This window comes from Leifsonia sp. 466MF, assembly GCF_900100265.1.
Taxonomy (GTDB): domain Bacteria; phylum Actinomycetota; class Actinomycetes; order Actinomycetales; family Microbacteriaceae; genus Leifsonia.
Genome location: NZ_LT629696.1, coordinates 1,467,711 through 1,486,558, shown reverse-complemented (window position 1 = coordinate 1,486,558; position 18,848 = coordinate 1,467,711). Strand labels below are relative to the sequence as shown.

Annotated in this window: 19 protein-coding genes; 6 read left to right on the top strand and 13 right to left on the bottom strand. The window is 69.0% G+C overall.

The genetic code is table 11. The features are described 5' to 3' along the window. The first annotated feature begins 1 nt into the window (after position 1). Together BLR91_RS07080 and BLR91_RS07075 are read left to right on the top strand one after the other, a co-directional pair. The gene (locus tag BLR91_RS07080) at positions 2-1,231 is read left to right on the top strand and encodes a DUF349 domain-containing protein (protein ID WP_172823193.1); all 1,230 of its coding nucleotides are present in this window, start codon (positions 2-4) and stop codon (positions 1,229-1,231) included. 129 nt (positions 1,232-1,360) lie between these two features. After that, positions 1,361-1,975, top strand: a complete 615-nt coding sequence (locus BLR91_RS07075; protein WP_089876133.1) for a type IV toxin-antitoxin system AbiEi family antitoxin — start codon at positions 1,361-1,363, stop codon at positions 1,973-1,975. Here the strand turns inward: BLR91_RS07075 and BLR91_RS07070 are convergent. The 11 genes from BLR91_RS07070 to pdxS all read right to left on the bottom strand — a co-directional run bounded on the left by BLR91_RS07070 (position 1,954) and on the right by pdxS (position 12,557). Further along, a complete protein-coding gene (locus tag BLR91_RS07070; protein WP_018191231.1) occupies positions 1,954-4,203 on the bottom strand; it encodes a RelA/SpoT family protein in 2,250 nt (749 codons plus the stop codon). The genes BLR91_RS07075 and BLR91_RS07070 overlap by 22 nt on opposite strands. Before the next feature lie 69 nt (positions 4,204-4,272). After that, on the bottom strand, positions 4,273-4,641 hold the full coding sequence (locus BLR91_RS07065; RefSeq protein WP_018191232.1) for a rhodanese-like domain-containing protein: 369 nt from the start codon (positions 4,639-4,641) through the stop codon (positions 4,273-4,275). A 9-nt stretch (positions 4,642-4,650) separates the two neighbouring features. After that, on the bottom strand, positions 4,651-5,670 hold the full coding sequence (gene secF, locus BLR91_RS07060; protein WP_089876135.1) for a protein translocase subunit SecF: 1,020 nt from the start codon (positions 5,668-5,670) through the stop codon (positions 4,651-4,653). Further along, complete coding sequence (secD, locus tag BLR91_RS07055; RefSeq protein WP_089876137.1) at positions 5,670-7,400, bottom strand: protein translocase subunit SecD; 1,731 nt, start codon at positions 7,398-7,400, stop codon at positions 5,670-5,672. The genes secF and secD overlap by 1 nt, the downstream gene beginning before the upstream one ends. 62 nt (positions 7,401-7,462) lie before the next feature. Next, positions 7,463-7,885 (bottom strand): preprotein translocase subunit YajC, encoded by a 423-nt coding sequence (gene yajC, locus BLR91_RS07050; protein WP_018191235.1) that lies wholly within the window; start codon positions 7,883-7,885, stop codon positions 7,463-7,465. A gap of 56 nt (positions 7,886-7,941) precedes the next feature. After that, positions 7,942-8,979, bottom strand: coding sequence for a Holliday junction branch migration DNA helicase RuvB (ruvB, locus tag BLR91_RS07045; RefSeq protein WP_018191236.1), 1,038 nt, complete (start codon positions 8,977-8,979; stop codon positions 7,942-7,944). Continuing rightward, the gene (ruvA, locus tag BLR91_RS07040) at positions 8,976-9,584 is read right to left on the bottom strand and encodes a Holliday junction branch migration protein RuvA (protein WP_089876139.1); all 609 of its coding nucleotides are present in this window, start codon (positions 9,582-9,584) and stop codon (positions 8,976-8,978) included. The genes ruvB and ruvA overlap by 4 nt, the downstream gene beginning before the upstream one ends. Then, positions 9,581-10,171 (bottom strand): crossover junction endodeoxyribonuclease RuvC, encoded by a 591-nt coding sequence (gene ruvC / locus BLR91_RS07035; protein WP_172823254.1) that lies wholly within the window; start codon positions 10,169-10,171, stop codon positions 9,581-9,583. The genes ruvA and ruvC overlap by 4 nt, the downstream gene beginning before the upstream one ends. Positions 10,172-10,186: 15 nt before the next feature. Next, entirely contained in the window at positions 10,187-10,951 is a 765-nt protein-coding gene (locus tag BLR91_RS07030; protein ID WP_018191239.1) for a YebC/PmpR family DNA-binding transcriptional regulator, read from the bottom strand. A gap of 86 nt (positions 10,952-11,037) precedes the next feature. Further along, a complete protein-coding gene (gene pdxT, locus BLR91_RS07025; protein WP_018191240.1) occupies positions 11,038-11,649 on the bottom strand; it encodes a pyridoxal 5'-phosphate synthase glutaminase subunit PdxT in 612 nt (203 codons plus the stop codon). Between the two features lie 2 nt (positions 11,650-11,651). Then, on the bottom strand, positions 11,652-12,557 hold the full coding sequence (gene pdxS, locus BLR91_RS07020) for a pyridoxal 5'-phosphate synthase lyase subunit PdxS (protein ID WP_018191241.1): 906 nt from the start codon (positions 12,555-12,557) through the stop codon (positions 11,652-11,654). Positions 12,558-12,661: 104 nt separating this feature from the next. Between pdxS and BLR91_RS07015 the strand changes: the two genes are divergently transcribed. Beyond that, the gene (locus BLR91_RS07015; RefSeq protein ID WP_089876141.1) at positions 12,662-13,972 is read left to right on the top strand and encodes an aminotransferase class I/II-fold pyridoxal phosphate-dependent enzyme; all 1,311 of its coding nucleotides are present in this window, start codon (positions 12,662-12,664) and stop codon (positions 13,970-13,972) included. 28 nt (positions 13,973-14,000) lie between these two features. Continuing rightward, positions 14,001-14,852 carry a pyridoxal kinase PdxY gene (pdxY, locus tag BLR91_RS07010; RefSeq protein WP_089876143.1) on the top strand — a complete coding sequence of 284 codons (852 nt, stop codon included), beginning with the start codon at positions 14,001-14,003 and terminating at the stop codon, positions 14,850-14,852. Between the two features lie 78 nt (positions 14,853-14,930). Here the strand turns inward: pdxY and BLR91_RS07005 are convergent, their stop codons facing one another. Together BLR91_RS07005 and thrS are read right to left on the bottom strand one after the other, a co-directional pair. After that, positions 14,931-15,563 carry an HIT family protein gene (locus BLR91_RS07005; RefSeq protein WP_089876145.1) on the bottom strand — a complete coding sequence of 211 codons (633 nt, stop codon included), beginning with the start codon at positions 15,561-15,563 and terminating at the stop codon, positions 14,931-14,933. Beyond that, positions 15,551-17,533, bottom strand: coding sequence for a threonine--tRNA ligase (thrS, locus tag BLR91_RS07000; protein ID WP_231918841.1), 1,983 nt, complete (start codon positions 17,531-17,533; stop codon positions 15,551-15,553). Before thrS ends, BLR91_RS07005 begins: the two co-directional genes overlap by 13 nt. A gap of 99 nt (positions 17,534-17,632) precedes the next feature. On the opposite strand from thrS, the gene BLR91_RS06995 reads away from it, so the two are divergent. Both BLR91_RS06995 and BLR91_RS06990 read left to right on the top strand, forming a co-directional pair. After that, positions 17,633-18,088, top strand: coding sequence for an NUDIX domain-containing protein (locus BLR91_RS06995; protein WP_231918840.1), 456 nt, complete (start codon positions 17,633-17,635; stop codon positions 18,086-18,088). A 161-nt stretch (positions 18,089-18,249) separates the two neighbouring features. Further along, on the top strand, positions 18,250-18,843 hold the full coding sequence (locus tag BLR91_RS06990) for a GNAT family N-acetyltransferase (protein WP_089876147.1): 594 nt from the start codon (positions 18,250-18,252) through the stop codon (positions 18,841-18,843). Positions 18,844-18,848: the final 5 nt, after the last annotated feature.

Here is an 18,848-nt window from a genome sequence, read left to right as displayed (position 1 = left end):
CTTGGCTACTTCTGAACAGCACCCCTGGGGACGTGTCGACGACACCGGAACCGTGTACGTCCGCGAGGGCGACGGCGAACGCGTCGTCGGCGAGTACCCCGACGGTACGGCGGAGGAGGCGCTCGCGTACTTCGAGCGCAAGTACACCGATCTCGCCGGGCAGGTCGGCCTGCTGGAGCAGCGGGCGCGCCGGGGAGCCCCCGCGAGCGACGTCGCCAAGTCCGTCGCCAACCTGCGGTCCGCCGTCGAGGGCGCGAACGCGGTCGGCGACCTCGCGTCCCTCCTGACGCGCCTGGATGCACTGGGCGGCACCGTGGAGGAGCTCACCGAGCAGCAGAGCGCCGAGGCGAAGGCTGCGCTCGACGCCGCCATCGCCGAACGCACCGCGATCGTCGAGCAGGCGGAGGCCCTCGCGGCCCAGGACCCGGCGCGGACGCAGTGGAAGACGACGAGCGCCGAGCTCGACGCCCTGTTCGCGCGCTGGCAGGCCCACCAGCACGACGGCCCGCGCATCCCCAAGAACGAAGCGAACGAGCTGTGGAAGCGGTTCCGTGCCGCCCGCTCGACGATCGAGCACAACCGCAAGGCGTTCTTCACCGAGCTGGACACGCAGCACCGCGACGTGCGCAACCGCAAGAACGCGCTCATCGAGGAAGCCGAGAAGCTCATCCCGCTCGGCGCGGACGGGGTGCCGGAGTACCGCCGCCTGCTCGACCAGTGGAAGGCCGCCGGCCGCGCCGGCAAGAAGAACGACGACGCCCTGTGGGCGCGCTTCAAGGCCGCGGGCGACGCGATCTACTCGGCGAAGGCCGAAGTGGATGCGCGCGACAGCGCCGAGTACGAGGCGAACCTCCAGCAGAAGCTCGCGCTCCTCGACGAGGCCGAGCCGCTGCTGAAGGCCACCGATCGTGAGACGGCCCGCGCGCAGCTGCTGTCGATCCAGGAGCGCTGGGACCAGATCGGCCGCGTGCCGCGCGAGCAGGTGCGGCCGATCGAAGACCGCCTGCGCCGCGTCGAGGCCGCTGTCCGCCGCCTCGACGAAGAGCACTGGGAGAAGAACAACCCTGAGAAGAAGGCTCGCTCCGAAGGACTGGCCAGCCAGCTCAACGCGGCCATCGCGAAGCTGGAGCAGGAGCTCGCCGATGCGCAGGCGACCGGCGACAGCGCCAAGGTGAAGGCGGCGCAGGAGGCCCTCGACGCCCGCAAGATCTGGCTCGACGCGCTGGGCTGAGTCGTCGTGATGACGCGGCGGTGATCTCGCCGCCGCGTCGCAGTTCTCCACAGCACGCCTGACGAGGACGTTCTCCACCGTTCCGAGAATCCCGAGCCGCCCGGGATCCTCCCGGACGAGGCTAGAGGCATGAACACGATCTCCGCTCCCCTGCTCGACGCCGACATCCTGCCTGTGGTCGAGCTGCTCTCCCTCTGTCTCGACGGTCACCTGTTCCGCGTCGGCGACGCGTTCGCCCCGGCCGACGCGGTCGACGGGCCGGCGCTGCGTTCGCAGGCGTTCGCGCGCACCGCGCCCGGCTGGGCCGTCGCCGACCGTGGGTCGGCGGCCTGGATCCACGGCACGCGCGCCATGGCGCCCCCGGTCCCACAGGTCTGCGTCCCGCCCCATCGCCGCGGAGGCGCGCTCTTCCCCGCTGTCGACACCTCGCATCGCATGCTCGGTGACGGCGAGACGGTCGTCTACGACGGTGTGCGGGTCACGAGTCCCCTGCGCACAGCGGTCGATCTGCTCTGCTCCGGCACGCGCTTCGGCGAGACGGAGGCGCTCGAAGTCCGGCACCTCCTGCTGCTTGCCGGAGTCTCACCGTCTGAACTCGACGACCGGCTGCGGAGCAGTCGGCAGAAGGGATGCGGCCTCGCGCGGCAACGGCTGCCCGCCGTGGCACGCGCACGGCTGCCGCTCGCGATAGAGCCGGCGGTCGGGTCGGCGGTCGTCGGCGGTCAGCCGCCGCTGACGCGGTAGACGTCGTAGACGGCGTCGATGCGGCGCACCGCGTTGAGGACGCGGTCGAGGTGGGTGGTGTCTCCCATCTCGAAGACGAAACGGCTGAGGGCCAGCCGATCGCTGGAGGTGGTCACCGTGGCCGAGAGGATGTTGACGTGATGTTCGGACAGCACGCGGGTGACGTCGCTGAGGAGGCCGGAGCGGTCGAGGGCTTCGACCTGGATCTGCACCAGGAAGACGCTCTTGGAACTCGGCGCCCACTCGACGTCGATCATCCGCTCGGGCTCCTGAAGCAGCGACTGCACGTTGTGGCAGTTCGCCTGGTGCACCGAGACGCCCTGGCCGCGGGTGATGAACCCGACGATCGGGTCGCCCGGGACGGGCGTGCAGCACTTCGCCAGCTTCACGAGGATGTCGGGGGCGCCACGAACGAGGACGCCGGAGTCGCTGTTGCGCAGCTGACGGCGGCCCTTGACCGGGATCTCGAGCTCGCCGTCCGACTCGACCTCGGTCTGCAGGGAGGCGACGATCTTCTCGATGACCGACTGCGTGGAGACGTGCCCCTCACCGACGGCCGCGTACAGGGCGGACACATCCGGATACTTGAGCGAGAAGGCGACCTCGACCAGGGCGTCCTGCGTCATCAGCTTCTGAAGCGGCAGGTTCTGCTTGCGCATCGCGCGCGCGATCGCATCCTTGCCCTGCTCGATCGCCTCGTCGCGGCGCTCCTTGGTGAACCACTGGCGGATCTTGTTGCGCGCACGCGGGCTCTTGACGAAGTTGAGCCAGTCCTGGCTCGGGCCGGAGTCCGGGTTCTTCGAGGTGAAGATCTCGACGACGTCGCCCGTGTTGAGGCTGCTCTCCAGCGGGACGAGGCGTCCGTTCACCTTCGCGCCCATCGTACGGTGGCCCACCTCGGTGTGCACGGCATACGCGAAGTCGACCGGGGTCGCACCGGCGGGCAGGCCGATCACTCGTCCCTTCGGCGTGAAGACGTAGACCTCCTTCGCGCCGATCTCGAAGCGGAGCGAGTCGAGGAACTCGCTCGGGTCGGCGGTCTCCGCCTGCCAGTCCGAGATGTGGGCGAGCCAGGCCAGGTCGGTGTCCACCTTCGCGGGGCCGCCGGAGCTCTTGCCGGTGGTCTGCTCCTTGTACTTCCAGTGCGCAGCCACACCGAACTCGGCACGCTGGTGCATCTCCTCGGTGCGGATCTGGATCTCGACCGGGCGGCCCTGCGGACCGATCACGGTCGTGTGGAGCGACTGGTACAGGTTGAACTTCGGCGTCGCGATGTAGTCCTTGAAGCGGCCGGGCATCGGGGTCCAACGCGCGTGGATCTGCCCGAGCACCGCGTAACAGTCGCGCACCGTGTTCACCAGAACGCGGATGCCGACCAGGTCGTAGATGTCGTCGAACTCGCGGCCGCGGACCACCATCTTCTGGTAGATCGAGTAGTACTGCTTCGGCCGGCCGACGACCTTGCCGCGGATCTTGGCGGACTTCAAGTCGTCATTGATCGCGTCGATGACCTGCTGCACCAGGCGCTCGCGCTCCGGCGTGCGCTGCTTCACGAGGCTCTCGATCTCGGCGTACAGCTTCGGGTACAGCACCGCGAACGACAGGTCCTCGAGCTCCCACTTGATCGCCTGGATGCCGAGACGGTGTGCGAGCGGTGCGTAGATCTCGAGAGTCTCGGTCGCCTTGCGCGTCGCCGATGCGGCGGGGACGAAGCCCCAGGTGCGCGCGTTGTGCAGGCGGTCCGCGAGCTTGATGATCAGCACCCGGATGTCCTTCGACATCGCGACGATCATCTTCCGGACCGTCTCGGCCTGCGCGCTGTCGCCGTACTTGACTTTGTCGAGCTTGGTGACGCCGTCGACCAGCATCGCGATCTCGTCGCCGAACTGGTCACGCAACTCGTCGAGTGTGTACTCGGTATCCTCGACCGTGTCGTGCAGGAGCGCGGCGGCGATGGTCTTGGCGCCGATGCCCAGGTCGGCGATGATCTGCGCGACGGCGACGGGATGCGTGATGTACGGCTCGCCCGAACGACGCTTCTGGCCGCGGTGCGCCCGCTCCGCAACGGAGTAGGCGCGCTCGATCAGCGACAGGTCGGCCTTCGGGTGGTGCATCCGCACCGTGCGCATCAGTGTCTCGACAGCACCGCCGGACGGCTGCGCTCGGGAGAAGATGCGCGGCACGAGACGGCGCAGGGAAGCGCTCTGCGATGTCGTCGTGTCAACCATTCGCGCGCCTCCTGTCGTCCATTATGACCGCTCCGGAACACCGTTCTGTCACGGTGCGGGATCTCGGCCCTAGACGATCGCTCCTGGCGTACCGTCGTCGCGCAGAACGGGACCGCCCTCGGCGTGCCAGGCACTCATCCCGCCCGCGACGTTGGCGACGGGATAGTTCGCCTCGATGAGCGCATCGGTGACCCTCCGTGACCGGGCGCCGCTCCGGCAGATGACCAGCAGCTGCTGGTCCTCAGGGAGCTCATGCTGCCGCTCCCCCAGCTCACCGAGCGGGATGTGGTGCGCACCGGGCGCGTGCCCGGCCTCCCACTCGAAGGGCTCGCGCACATCGAGCAGCCACGCGTCACCCGCGTCGGTCAGCTCGCGCGCACGTGCAACGGTGATCTCGTCCTCGGGGAGGAAAGGCGTCTGCGGGGCGGCGTCGGTCATCCGGCCAGGCTACTCCGCGGCCGCAGCGACTGCGTCGGCCTTGACCTCGGCCTTCGGACGGATGGACAGCACCTTCTGGTCGTGCTTCCGGATCGCCGGCTCCTTCTCACGGAACTGCGAGTACATCGGCGCGGCCAGGAAGATCGTCGAGTACGTGCCGACGATGATGCCGATCAGCAGGGCGAGCGAGATGTCGCGCAGCGTCGCCGCGCCGAGCGCGTAGGCACCGATGAACAGGATGGACGCGACAGGCAGCACCGCGACGACGGCCGTGTTGATCGACCGCACCAGGGTCTGGTTGACCGCCAGGTTGACCGACTCGGCGAACGTGCGCCGGGTCAGCTCCATCTCCTCCTTGGTGTTCTCGCGGATCTTGTCGAACACCACGACGGTGTCGTACAGCGAGTAGCCGAGGATGGTCAGGAAGCCGATCATCGTCGCCGGCGACACCTCGAACCCGACGAGCGCATAGACGCCCGCCGTGATGATGAGGTCGTGGAACAGGGAGATGATCGCGGCGGCGGACATCTTCCAGGTGCGGAAGTAGAGCGCCATGGCGATGAAGGCCAGCAGCAGGAACACCACGAGGCCCTGGATGGACTGCTGCGTCACATCCGCACCCCACGACGGCCCGATGAAGGTCGCAGAGACCTCCGACGCGTCGACGTCGTACGCCTTCGCCAGCGCGTCCGACACCTCGCGCGTCTGCGTCTCCGACAGCTGGTCGGTCTGCACGCGCACGGCGTTGTCGCCGACCACGCTGACGTGCGAGACGGCGCTCGGCACGACACTGCTGACAGCGTCCTGCGCCTTGCTGGTGTCGGTGCTCGACACGTCGCTCACCTGGAACTGCGAACCGCCGCGGAACTCGATCGAGAAGTTGAACCCGCCGCGGACGATCGGCACGAGGATCGAGAGCACAACCATGACGGCCGCGATCGAGTACCAGATCTTGCGGCGGCCGACGAAGTCGATCGAGCGCGCGCCGGTGTAGAGGTCGTTACCGAATTGCACGAGACGGCTGGCCATCAGGAGTCCTTCCCCTCGGTCGATCGATCCGAGGACGTCGAGGCGCCGGCGAGCTCTGCCGCCTTGCGCTCGGCGATCGTCTGGCGGCGAGCCGCCTCCTTGCCCGCTCGCGCGGCCGTTCCCGCTTTGACGGCTGCCGTCGGCGCCCGGAACTGCGCGGCCCCGCGATACACGGCGCCGAGCGCCTGCGGGTCGAGGCCGGACAGCGGGTGACCGGAGCTGAAGAAGCGCGTCCGCGCGAGCAGCTGCAGCGTCGGGTGCGTGAAGAGCAGCACGACGATGACGTCGATGATGGTCGTGAGTCCGAGCGTGAAGGCGAACCCGCGCACGTTCGCCGCCGCGAGCACGTACAGCACGACGGCCGCGAGGAGGTTGGTGGCCTTCGACGCGTAGATCGTCCGGCGGGCGCGTCCCCAGCCGGCCTCCACGGCGGATTCGAGACCCCTCCCATCGCGCAACTCGTCTCGGATGCGTTCGAAGTACACGATGAAGGAGTCGGCCGTGAAGCCGATCGCGACGATCAGACCCGCCACACCCGCGAGGGAGAGCCGGTAGTCGTAGTGCCACGACAGCAGCGAGATCGTCAGCCAGGTCAGCACGCCGGCCACGACCAGCGAGAAGATCGTGACGAGACCGAGCAGGCGGTACTGGAAGAACGTGTAGATGGCGACCAGGATGAGGCCGATCAGGCCCGCGATCAGACCGGCGAGCAGCTGCGCGGTACCGAGGGTCGCCGAGATGGTGTCCTGGCTCTGCACCTTGAAGCTGAACGGCAGCGCGCCGAACTTCAGTTGATCGGCGAGGGCCTTCGCGGTCGTCTCGGTGAAGTTACCGGTGATCTGCGGCTTGCCGTCCGTGATCGCCGCCTGCGTCGTCGGCGCGGAGATCACCTTGCCGTCGAGCACGATCGCGAACTGGTTCTGCGATCCCTGGAGGCCGACGAGGCGCGTCGTGACGTCGGAGAAGGCCTTGGTGCCCGCCCCGTTGAAGATGATGTTGACGGCCCACTGGCCGGTCGTCACGCCCTGCGAGCTCTGGACGAGCCCGGCGTTCGCGTCGCTGATGTCCTGACCCTTGACCTCGACCGGACCGAGCAGGTACTTGACCGTGTTCTGGTCGTCACACGTGATCAGCGGCTGGTCCGTCGGCGCGGAGCTCGTCGTCTTGTTCGCGTTCGCCTTGCAGTCGTAGGCGTTGAAGTCGGCCTGGAGCTTCGGCGTCACCCAGGCGAGGTCGCTCCCGTTCGTCGGCTTCGTCGACGGCGTCGCCTGCAGGTCGGGAGCCGGTGACGGCGCCGGGGTGGACTTGCCGTCGGCGCCGACGACCTCGTTCGTCGGGCCGCCGGCGATGAGCACCGGACGGAAGTCGAGACGTGCGCTGGACTTCACGCGGTCGAGCGTCGCCTGGTCCGGCTTGCCGGGCAGCGAGACGACGATGTTCTTCGAGCCCTCGGTGGAGATCTGCGCCTCGGACACGCCGGACGCGTCGATGCGCTGGCGGATGATCGACACCGCCTGGTCCAGCTGCTGCTGCTGCACCGACTGGCCGTTCTCGACCTGCGGGGCGAGGATGATCTGCGTTCCCCCCTCGAGGTCGAGGGCGAGCTTCGGCAGCCACGTGGCGTTGCTGAACAGGACGCCTGCCGTGAGGGTGCCGAGGAGCACCACCACGATGACGCCGAGCCACGTCAGCGAACGCCAGGCTTTCTTGACCGGGGTCGACTTTGCCACCAGGAACTCAGCTTTCTACGAGCGCTCCGGCCCCGCGTGGGGGCCGGAGCACAGGGGATGTGTCAGTCGTCGCTCTTCGAGCCGGGCTTCTTGGGCGAGTCGTCGAGACGCTCGCCGTACTCCGGCGTCGTGGAGTCCGACGCGTCGTGGGTGATCGCGTGGTCCTCGTTGAGCTCGACACCGGGGGCCTCGGCGTCGTCGCTCGTGGCCTCGGCGTTCGTGGGCTCGACGACGCGGGCGAGCACCTGGCGGTGCACCTTGACGACGTGGCCGGGGCTCGTCTCGATGGTGGCGGTGTTGTCGTCCTCATTGACGGACAGGAGCGTGCCGTAGAGACCGAAGTTGGTCATGACCTCGGCGCCGGGCACCATCTTCGAACGCGTCTCCTCCTGCTCCCGGCGCCGCTTGCGGCTGTTCCGGAACATGAAGAACACGAGGGCCGCCAGGATGACGACCATCAGGATGGTCAACGGGTCAAAGACCATGAAGCTGCCGAACCTTTCGATGGGGGCAAGGGGGTTGGCCGAACGGCCAGCTTGGATTATATGTCATCGACGAGCGTCGGAGGCTGGGAGGAATCCCGCCGCGGGCTCGGAATTCCGAGATGACGCCATGCCGCAGCGGTCGCCATGCGGCCGCGAGGCGTTCGGGAGAGCAATCCGATGCGCACGAGGAAGGGCTCGACGACGGACTCGATCGTCTCCGCCTCCTCCCCGACGGAGACCGCGAGGGTGTTCAGTCCCACCGGTCCGCCGTCGAATCGTTCGAGGATGATCTGCAACACCGCGCGGTCGAGGCGGTCGAGGCCGAGCGGGTCGACATCGTAGAGCTCGAGCGCCGCGCGGACCGCGTTGACATCGGCCCGGCCGCCGTGGACGAGCGCGTAGTCGCGCACCCGGCGCAGCAGCCGGTTGGCGATGCGCGGCGTGCCCCGGCAGCGCCCGGCGATCTCGGCCAGCGCCTCCCTGTCGACCTCGAAGTCGAGCATCGTCGCCGCCCGGGTGAGCACCTGGGTCAACTCGGCCTCGTCGTAGAACTCGAGGTGCGCGGTGAACCCGAAACGGTCGCGCAGCGGGTTGGGCAGCAGCCCCGAGCGCGTCGTCGCGCCGACCAGCGTGAACGGGGCCAGATCGAGCGGGATGGACGTGGCGCCCGCGCCTTTTCCGACCATGATGTCGATGCGGAAGTCCTCCATCGCGAGGTACAGCATCTCTTCCGCCGACCGCGCCATGCGATGGATCTCGTCGATGAAGAGCACCTCGCCCGGCGTGAGCGACGACAGCAGCGCCGCGAGGTCGCCGGCGTGCTGGATGGCCGGACCGCTGGAGAGGCGCAGCGGCCGCTCGCTCTCGTGCGCGACGATCATCGCGAGCGTCGTCTTCCCGAGACCTGGGGGGCCGGCGAGCAGGATGTGGTCGGCCGTCCGCTCCTGCATCCGCGCCGCGGTCAGCAACAGCTGGAGCTGGCCGCGCACCTTCGCCTGCCCGACGAACTCGGACAGCGTGCGCGGCCGCAGGGCTCCCTCGAAGGCGAGCTCGGTCTCCGACTCGAGCTCTGGAGTGGTCAGGTCGTCGCTCATCGCGCCGGTCCGAGCCGCGAAAGGGTGAGGCGCAGGAGGGACTGGACGCTGTCGCGCTCCTTCTCCTCGGTCTCGGCCGTGACCTCGGCGACCGCCTCGGCGGCGACCCGCTCCGGCCAGCCGAGCCCGACGAGGGCGACGAGCACGCTGTCGCCGACCGACGACGGGGCTCGGGATGTCTTCACCGCGGGCGCGGGACGGCGGACGGCGGTGAGCTTGCCGGCGAGGGAGACGACGATCAGCTTCGCGGTCTTGGGCCCGATCCCGGACACCTTACGGAAGGGGGCGTCGTCGTCGGCTGCCACCGCGGTGGCGATGTCGTCCGGCGACAGCACGGACAGCACGCCGATGGCTGACTTGGGACCGACGCCCGACACGCCGTTGAGAAGCTCGAACACCTCCAGCTGCTCCCGGTCGGCGAACCCGAACAGCTGCAGGGCGTCCTCCCGGACGATGAGCGAGGTGTGCAGGAAGGTCTCTTCACCCACGCGCAGCGACAGCACCTGGTCGGGCGTCAGCTGCAGGGCGAAGCCGACGCCGCCCACCTCGACGACGGCGGTGCCGCCGCTCGCCGAGAGCACGGTACCGCGGAGGGAGGAGATCACCGTGCAAGCCTACGGGGCACCGCCGACGTGCGGCTGGAGCGCTCCGCGGCGCGCCACGCCTGCTGCGCGGGGGTGAGCGCGGTGTCCGTCGCTCCCCCGGCGTCGGCCGCCACCGGGCCGCCGCGCCAGGCGTGGCAGATGGCGATCGCGAGGGCGTCCGCCGCATCCGCCGGCTTCGGCGCCTCCGCGAGCCCGAGGATGCGCGCGACCATCGCCTGGACCTGCCTCTTGTCCGCAGAGCCGTAGCCGGTGATCGCCGCCTTCACCTCGCTCGGCGTGTGCAGGGCGACCGGGAGGCCGCGCTTCGCCGCCGAGTGCAGGGCGACCCCGCTGACCTGCGCGGTGCCCATCACGGTGCGGAGGTTGTGCTGCGCGAACACGCGCTCGATGGCGACGACCGCGGGCAGATGCTCGTCGAGCAGGCGCTCGATGCCGTTCCCGACCGCGAGGAGCCGCTCCTCCAGGGCCATGCCCGGCGGAGTGCGGATGACCGTCACATCCACCAGCGTGGCGCGACGGTCCGCCTGCACGTCGACGATCCCGACACCGCAGCGCGTCAGACCCGGGTCGATGCCGAGCACCCGGATCGTCACGGCCGCGACCTACTCGTCGTCTTCGTCGAGCTGCGCCTGCACCTCAGGGCTGATGTCGAGGTTCGTGTACACGTTCTGCACGTCGTCGGAGTCCTCGAGGGCGTCGATGAGACGGAACACCTTGCGGGCCACCTCGGCGTCGGCCTCGACGTTGACGGTGGCCACGAACTCCGCGTCGGCCGAGTCGTAGTCGATACCGGCCTCCTGCAGCGCGGTGCGCGCCGCGACCAGGTCGGAAGCCTCGGTCAGCACCTCGAAGCTCTCGCCCCGGTCGGTGACCTCCTCCGCACCGGCGTCGAGCACGGCGGTGAGGACCGTGTCCTCATCCACACCGTCGGCGTGCGGCACGACGATGACGCCCTTGCGGTGGAAGTTGTAGGCGACGCTGCCCGGGTCGGCCATGGTGCCGCCGTTGCGGGTCATCGCGGTCCGGACCTCGGCTGCGGCCCGGTTCTTGTTCTCGGTGAGGCACTCGATCAGCAGTGCGACGCCGCCGGGACCGTAGCCCTCGTACATGATCGTCGTGTAGTCGATCGACTCGCCGGTGAGGCCGGCGCCGCGCTTGATGGCGCGGTCGATGTTGTCGTTCGGGACCGAGGTCTTCTTCGCCTTCTGCACCGCGTCGACGAGCGTGGGGTTACCCGACAGGTCGGCACCGCCGGTCTTCGCCGCAACCTCGATGTTCTTGATCAGCTTCGCGAAGGACTTCGCGCGGCGGGCGTCGATCACCGCCTTCTTGTGCTTGGTCGTTGCCCACTTGGAATGCCCGGACACTGGTGCTCCCTCGTCTCACGTCTGAAGATCCTGACCATTGTAGGACGACAGCCCGCCCCGCTCCCGCACCGACCCTCGCGGCGGGGTCAGGCCGCGCGCAGAGCCGCCCGGCGCACCTTCCCGAGGAAGTACTCGTGGAAGCGGGTGTCGCCGGTGATCTCGGGGTGGAACGACGTGCCGAGCAGGTTGCCCTGCTCGACGGCGACCACACGTCCGTCCGCGACCGTTGCCAGGGGCGTCGCTCGCTCGCCCACGCTCTCGACGATGGGTGCACGGATGAACACCGCGTGCATCGGCTCCTCGCCGACCGCCGGAATGTCGAGGTCGGTCTCGAACGAATCCACCTGCGAGCCGAACGCGTTGCGCCGCACCGACACATCCAGGCCGCCGAGGCTCTGCTGGCCGGCGATACCGTCGAGGATGCGGTCGGCGAGCATGATCAGCCCGGCGCACGTCCCGTACACGGGCAGACCGTCGGCGATGGCCTGGCGCAACGGCTCCGCGACGCCGAACGCACGCGAGAGCTTGTCCATCACGCTGGACTCGCCGCCCGGGATCACCAGGCCGTCGATCTCCTCCAGCTCGGACGCACGGCGCACGGGGACGGCGTCGGCGCCCAGGCCCCGCAGGACCGCGATGTGCTCGCGGAAATCCCCCTGCAGGGCGAGGACGCCGACCCGCGTCGTCGTTCCGGTCACGCTTACCAGCCGCGCTCGGCCAGACGGTGCGGAGCGGGGAGGTCGCCGACGTTGATGCCGACCATGGCCTCGCCGAGGCCGCGGGAGACCTCCGCGATGACCTTCGGGTCGTCGTAGAACGTGGTCGCCTTGACGATCGCCGCCGCGCGCTGCTCGGGGTTGCCGGACTTGAAGATGCCCGAGCCGACGAACACGCCGTCCGCGCCCAGCTGCATCATCATCGCCGCGTCGGCCGGGGTGGCCACGCCGCCCGCGGTGAACAGCACGACCGGCAGCTTGCCCGTCTCGGCGATCTCCGCCACCAGCTCGTACGGGGCCTGGAGCTCCTTGGCCGCGACGTACAGCTCGTCCTTGGTCATCGACTTCAGGGCGTTGATCTCCGAGGTGATCTTGCGGATGTGCTTCGTCGCCTCGGAGACATCGCCGGTGCCGGCCTCGCCCTTCGAGCGGATCATCGCCGCGCCCTCGTTGATGCGGCGGAGCGCCTCGCCCAGGTTCGTCGCACCGCACACGAACGGCACGGTGAAGCGCCACTTGTCGATGTGGTTGACGTAGTCCGCCGGCGAGAGCACCTCGGACTCATCGATGTAGTCGACGTCGAGCGCCTCGAGCACCTGTGCCTCGACGAAGTGGCCGATGCGGGCCTTCGCCATGACGGGGATGGACACCTCGGCGATGATGGCCTCGATCAGGTCCGGGTCGCTCATCCGGGCCACGCCGCCCTGGGCGCGGATGTCGGCGGGGACACGCTCGAGCGCCATGACGGCGACGGCGCCGGCGTCCTCGGCGATGCGGGCCTGCTCGGGGGTGACGACGTCCATGATGACGCCGCCCTTCAGCATCTCGGCGAGGCCCCGCTTGACCCGGCTCGAACCGGTCGCGCTGCCCTGTACGTTGTCTGTCATCATCGCCCTCTCGTGCGGAACAAAGAATGTTTTGGCCTATGCCGAACGATAGCATCCCCTTCGCGGCTGGATAGACTCGACCGCGGGACCACCGGGCGGGGAGCGTAATGGACGGAAACGGCATCACCGGCGCCACGGCGTCGGAGATCGCGGCGAGCGTGCGCGCGCTGCACGAACGCGGTGCGCTGCGCCGCGGCGACGCCCTGCCGCCGGTGCGCGAGCTGGCGGCGCAGCTGCAGGTCAACCGGAACACCGCCGTCGCCGCCTACCGCTTGCTCGCGCAGGCGGGCGTCGTCACGGCGCGCGGCCGGGCGGGCACCGTCATCGCCGGACTCGAGGCGGTCGCGCAGGAGGGCTACGCACAGGACAGCGTCCTCCGCGACATCGGGACCGGCAACCCGGACCCGCGCCGCATCCCGCAGCCGTCCGCAGCGCTCGCCGGCGCCATCGGACGACCCGTCCTGTACGGGGAGCCCGTCATCGACCCGGCCCTCGAGGAGCGCGCGCTCGCGTGGGTGCGCGACGACCTGCCCGACCAGACGGTGCGCATCACCGTGACCAACGGCGCGGTGGATGCGGTCGAGCGTCTGCTCGCGCAGGCTCTGCTCCGTGACGACGCTGTGGCCCTGGAGGATCCGTGCTTCCTGGCGAGCATCCACACCGTCCGGCTGGGCGGGTATCGGGCCATCCCGGTGCCGGTGGATGCGGAGGGCATGACCGTGGACGGCCTGCGTGCCGCTCTCGCCGCGGGCGTCCGCGCCGTCATCTGCACGCCGCGGGCGCAGAATCCCACCGGCGCCACCCTCTCCCCCGCACGTGCCGCCGAACTACGCGCGGTGCTCGCCGACCACCCCTACGTGCTCGTCATCGAGGACGACCACTTCTCCATGCTGTCGCAGCGGCGCTACGAGACGCTGATCGGGCCGGGGCACCGGCGCTTCGCACTCATCCGCTCGGTGTCGAAGTTCCTCGGCCCGGACATGTGCCTCGCCGTCGCCGCCACCGACCCGGAGACGGCCGAGCGCCTCGCCTTCCGGCTGAGCCCCGGCACGACCTGGGTCAGCCATATCCTTCAGCGCCTCGTGCTCGCCCAGCTGACCGACGAGACCGCCCTCGCCGAGATCGTCGATGCCGGCCGGCACTACGCCGAGCGGAACCGCGACTTCGCGGCGGAGCTGACCGCACGCGGGCTCCCCGCCGAGCCGGCCGACGGCCTCAACCTGTGGGTCGAGCTTCCCGTGCAGGCGCGGACGGTGGCGGAGCGCCTCATGCGGCGCGGCTGGCTGGCGCGGACGGGCGACGAGTTCCAGCTGGCCGAACATCCCGAACCGTCACATCACCTGCGCCTGACCGTGCACGACCTCACCGCCGAGGAGAGCGCGCGGCTGCTCGACGACCTGGTGGATGCGGCGCGCTGAGCCCCGGACCAGATGAGAGGATCGAGGGATGAAGATCCTCTCGATCCAGTCCGCGGTCGCCTACGGTCACGTCGGCAACTCCGCCGCCGTCTTCCCGCTGCAGCGCATCGGCGTCGAGGTCCTGCCCGTCTACACGGTGAACTTCTCCAACCACACCGGGTACGGCGCGTGGCGCGGACCGCTCATCTCCGCCGACGACGTCCGCGACGTCATCACCGGCATCGAGGAGCGCGGGGTGCTCGGCCAGATCGACGCCGTGCTCTCCGGCTACCAGGGCAGCGAGGGCATCGGCGACGTCATCATCGACGCCGTCGCCCGCGTGAAGGCGGCCAACCCGGACGCCGTCTACGCGTGCGACCCGGTCATGGGCAACGCGAAGTCCGGCTGCTTCGTCGCCCCGGCCATCCCGGTGCTGCTGCGGGAGCGTGTGGTTCCGGTGGCCGACATCATCACGCCGAACCAGTTCGAGCTGGGTTTCCTGACCGAGACGTCGCCCGACACCCTCGAGTCGACGCTGGAGTCGGTGGATGCGGCGCGCGCGATGGGCCCTCGCACCGTCCTCGTGACGAGCGTCGAGCGTCCGGATGCGCCCGCCGACACGATCGAGATGCTCGCCGTCGACGACGCGGGCGCGTGGGTCGTGCAGACCCCGCGCCTCCCGATGAAGGCCAACGGCTCGGGCGACGTGACGGCGGCGCTGTTCACCGCGCACTACGTGCGCACCGGCGACGCCGAGCTGGCCCTGCGGAAGACCGTGTCGAGCGTGTTCGACCTGCTCACGCGCACCCTGGAGTCGGGCGAGCGCGAGCTGCAGCTGGTCGAGTCGCAGGACTCCTACGCGAACCCGCGCGAGCAGTTCGCGGTCACGCGCGTGCGCTGACCCGCCTCCCCCACCGTCAGCTCCTGAGTTTTTCGGGCAAATCGCCGCCAAGACAGCGAAAAACTCAGGAGCTGTTGGCTAGGGACGCGGCCAGGCGTCTGCGATGGCCGCGCGGACCTCTCCGAGCAACTGGGGCAGCGCCTTCGTCTTGGCGATGATGGGCAGGAAGTTCGCATCCTGAGCCCACCGCGGCACAACGTGCTGGTGCAGGTGCGCCGCGATTCCGGCTCCGGCGACCTCGCCCTGGTTCATGCCGATGTTGAAGCCGTCGTTCTTCGACACCTGACGGATGACGCGCATCGCCGTCTGGGTGAGGCTGCCGATCTCGGCGACCTCCTCCGGCGTCGCCTCGTCGTACGTGGCGATGTGGCGATACGGGCACACGAGCAGGTGGCCGCTGTTGTACGGGAACAGGTTCAGCAGCGCATACGCGTGTGTTCCGCGCGCGACGATCAGCGCATCCTCGTCGCTCATGCTCGGGGCGACGCAGAACGGGCAGTCGTCTTTGCCCGGCTGCTGGCCGTGCTGGATGTAGACCATCCGGTGCGGCGTCCAGAGCCGCTGGAACTCGTCCGGAACGCCGACGAGGTACGACGGGTCGTCGACGCGGATGCGCTCCGCATTGACGCTGTCCCGGATCGCCCCGTCGGCTGCGCCGTCTCCGTTCGGGTCGTCCGACGTCCCGTACGAGTCGAGGTTCAGTCGTGCCATGCCGTGTCGACCAGCTCGTGCGAGCGGATACTCTCGACGATCCGCTCGATCGCCTCGTCGACGGTCACGCCGTTGCGCTGCGTGCCGTCGCGGAACCGGAAGCTGACCGTGCCCGCCGACGCATCCTCTTCTCCGACGATCAGCTGGAAGGGGACCTTCGCCTTGGTGTGGGTGCGGATCTTCTTCTGCATGCGGTCGTCGGAGTGGTCGACCTCGGCGCGCACGCCGCGGGCGCGGAGCCGCGAGATCACGTCGTCGAGGAACGGCGCGTACTGGTCGGCGACCGGGATGCCCACGACCTGGACCGGCGACAACCAGACCGGGAAGGCACCGGCGTAGTGCTCCAGCAGGATCGCGAAGAACCGCTCGATCGAGCCGAGCAGCGCCCGGTGGATCATCGCCGGCTGCTTGCGTGTGCCATCCGCCGCGTTGTACTCCAGCTCGAACAGCTCCGGCTGGTTGAAGTCCAGCTGGACGGTCGACAGCTGCCAGGTACGACCGATCGCGTCGCGCGCCTGCACCGAGATCTTCGGGCCGTAGAACGCCGCCCCGCCCGGGTCGTCCACGAGCTCCAGACCGGACTCGATCGCGACCTGGCGCAGCGTCTCGGTCGCGGTCTCCCAGCTCTCGTCGCTACCGACGTACTTGTCGGGGTCCTTCGTGGAGAGCTCCAGGTAGAAGTCGGTGAGGCCGTAGCCGCGCAGGGTCTCCAGCACGAACTCGAGCTGGCGGGCGACCTCGTCCCGGATCTGGTCTTCCGTCACGTAGATGTGGGCGTCGTCCTGGGTGAGCCCGCGGACGCGCGTCAGACCGGCCAGGGTGCCGGACTTCTCGTACCGGTACACCGTCCCGAACTCGGCCAGCCGGAGCGGGAGCTCGCGATAGCTGCGGCCGCGCGCACGGAAGATCAGGTTGTGCATCGGGCAGTTCATCGGCTTCAGGTAGTAGTCCTGGCCCTGCCGGGTGATGTTTCCGTCCGCGTCGCGTTCCTCGTCGAGGTGCATCGGCGGGAACATCCCCTCCTTGTACCAGTTGAGGTGCTGGCTGGTCTCGAAGAGGTGCGCCTTGGTGATGTGCGGCGTGTTGACGAGCTCATAGCCATTGGCGATGAGCCGGTCGCGCATGTAGTCCTCGATCTCCTTGCGGATGATCCCGCCCTTGGGGTGGAACACCGCCAGGCCCGAGCCGATCTCGTCGGGGAAGCTGAACAGGTCCATCTCGGCACCGAGCTTGCGGTGGTCGCGCTTGGCGGCCTCCTCCATGCGGGTCTGGTAGGCGCGCAGCTCCTCCTTGCTCGCCCAGGCGGTGCCGTAGATGCGCTGCAGCTGCTTGTTCTTCTCGTTGCCTCGCCAGTAGGCGGCCGCGACGCGGGTGAGCGCCCAGCCGTTGCCGATCATGCGGGTGTTCGGGAGGTGCGGGCCGCGGCAGAGGTCCTTCCAGACCGTCTCCCCTGTCTTCGGGTCGACGTTGTCGTAGATGGTCAGCTCGCCGGAGCCGACCTCGACCGACTCGCTCTCGTCGAAGGCGGCGGTGTCGCCGTGCTGGACCCCGCCCTTGAGGCCGATGAGCTCCAGCTTGTACGGCTCGTCGGCGAGCTCCGCGCGCGCCTCCTCGTCGGTCACGACACGGCGGACGAACCGCTGGCCCGCCCGCTGGATGCGCGACATCTCCTTATCGAGAGCCTTCAGATCCTCCGGGGTGAACGCCTCCAGCACGTCGAAGTCGTAGTAGAAACCGTCCGTGATGGGCGGCCCGATGCCCAGCTTCGCCTCGGGATTCACGGCCTGCACGGCCTGCGCGAGGACGTGCGCCGTCGAGTGGCGCAGGATGCTGAGGCCGTCGGGCGAGTCGATGGTGACCGGCTCGACCTCGTCGGTCGTCGTGACGGTGGTCGCGAGGTCCTTCAGCTCACCGTTGACGCGCATCGCGACAACGGAACGGTCGGTGAAGAGCTCGAAGCCGTCGGCCACCTGTCCACTCCTTGTTCGTGGGTCGATTTGGGAACCCTCCAACTCTAGCCGGACCGGGGATACCGCTCGGAGCGCGGGTGCACTGCGTAGGCTGCAGCCATGCCGATGTCCGAGTACGTTCAGTCGATCCGTGACCGCGTCGGTAACGACTTCCTGCTTCTGCCGGGAGTCAGCGCGGTGATCCGAGATAGCGACCGGTTCCTCCTGGCGCGACATGCGCACTCCGGCCTCTGGAGCCTGATCGGCGGGGGTATCGAGCCTGGTGAAGAGCCGGCCGAAGCACTCAGACGCGAAGTGCTCGAAGAGACCGGTGCTCACGTGCGGGTCGCGGGCATCATCGGTGCGTACGGCGGCGAGCCGCTGATGGTCGAATACCCGAACGGCGACCGCGTGGGCTATGTCACCGTTGCGTACGACTGCGAGCTGCTCAGCCCGGCCGCCCCGGACATGGACGAGCTGCTCGAGCTCGGCTGGTTCGAACGCGACGCGATCGCCGCGCTTCCCCGGCGGACGTGGATCGACAGGGTGATCGCCGACACGGGAGCCCTGTCATGACCGAGAGCGATCGCGAGGCGTCCGACGGCGACCGTGTCCGCATGTGCGTCCTCGACCAGTGAGGTCGCCTCGTCTCCCGGACTCTCACGCGGGATGCGAGCCCCTGGTGCACGGCAATCGGTCCCGTCACACTTGAAAGGAGTGGACGAGGGAGGTTCCGAATGACGGTGACCGCTCAGCATGCGATCAGGCCGCTGACCCTGGAGACCTTCCCGGCGTGGCTGGCGCTCGCGCAGAAGCACAACGGCGTCTGGGGTGGGTGCTACTGCTCCTACTTCCACGGCGACACGGATGACACCGTCAAACGCGAATACGACGGTCCGACCTTCAAGCATCGGCTCGTGGCGGAGGGCGTGGCCCACGCCGCGCTCGTCTTCGACGGCGACGATGCGATCGCCTGGTGCGAATACGGCAGTCCCGCCGAACTGCCGAACATCTACCACCGCAAGCAGTACGACGCCGGCGAGACCCGTCCTGCGCCGTGGCGCATCACGTGCTTCTTCGTCGACCGCGACCACCGTCGCGAGGGGGTGGCCCGGGAGGCACTGGATGGGGCGCTCGAGCTGATCGCGCAGGCCGGTGGCGGCGAGGTGGTCTCGTTCCCCAACGAGCTCGCCCCCGGGAAGCGGACATCGTCGTCGTTCCTCCACAACGGCACGAGGGCGATGTTCGAGAAGGCCGGATTCACCTTCGAGCGGCACATCGGCAAGAGCAAGACGGTGATGCGCATCACGGTCCCGCCGTCGGCGGACTGACACAG

Bases quoted from the DNA above. Each gene is read 5' to 3' on its own strand.
- BLR91_RS07075 (WP_089876133.1), top strand. From the start codon at position 1,361: ATGAACACGATCTCCGCTCCCCTGCTCGACGCCGACATCCTGCCTGTG.
- ruvB (WP_018191236.1), bottom strand. From the start codon at position 8,979: ATGAGCGACGACCTGACCACTCCAGAGCTCGAGTCGGAGACCGAGCTC.
- BLR91_RS07015 (WP_089876141.1), top strand. From the start codon at position 12,662: ATGGACGGAAACGGCATCACCGGCGCCACGGCGTCGGAGATCGCGGCG.
- BLR91_RS07065 (WP_018191232.1), bottom strand. From the start codon at position 4,641: ATGACCGACGCCGCCCCGCAGACGCCTTTCCTCCCCGAGGACGAGATC.
- BLR91_RS06995 (WP_231918840.1), top strand. From the start codon at position 17,633: ATGCCGATGTCCGAGTACGTTCAGTCGATCCGTGACCGCGTCGGTAAC.
- secF (WP_089876135.1), bottom strand. From the start codon at position 5,670: ATGGCCAGCCGTCTCGTGCAATTCGGTAACGACCTCTACACCGGCGCG.
- BLR91_RS07070 (WP_018191231.1), bottom strand. From the start codon at position 4,203: ATGGTTGACACGACGACATCGCAGAGCGCTTCCCTGCGCCGTCTCGTG.
- BLR91_RS06990 (WP_089876147.1), top strand. From the start codon at position 18,250: ATGACGGTGACCGCTCAGCATGCGATCAGGCCGCTGACCCTGGAGACC.
- pdxY (WP_089876143.1), top strand. From the start codon at position 14,001: ATGAAGATCCTCTCGATCCAGTCCGCGGTCGCCTACGGTCACGTCGGC.
- BLR91_RS07005 (WP_089876145.1), bottom strand. From the start codon at position 15,563: ATGGCACGACTGAACCTCGACTCGTACGGGACGTCGGACGACCCGAAC.
- pdxS (WP_018191241.1), bottom strand. From the start codon at position 12,557: ATGATGACAGACAACGTACAGGGCAGCGCGACCGGTTCGAGCCGGGTC.
- yajC (WP_018191235.1), bottom strand. From the start codon at position 7,885: ATGGTCTTTGACCCGTTGACCATCCTGATGGTCGTCATCCTGGCGGCC.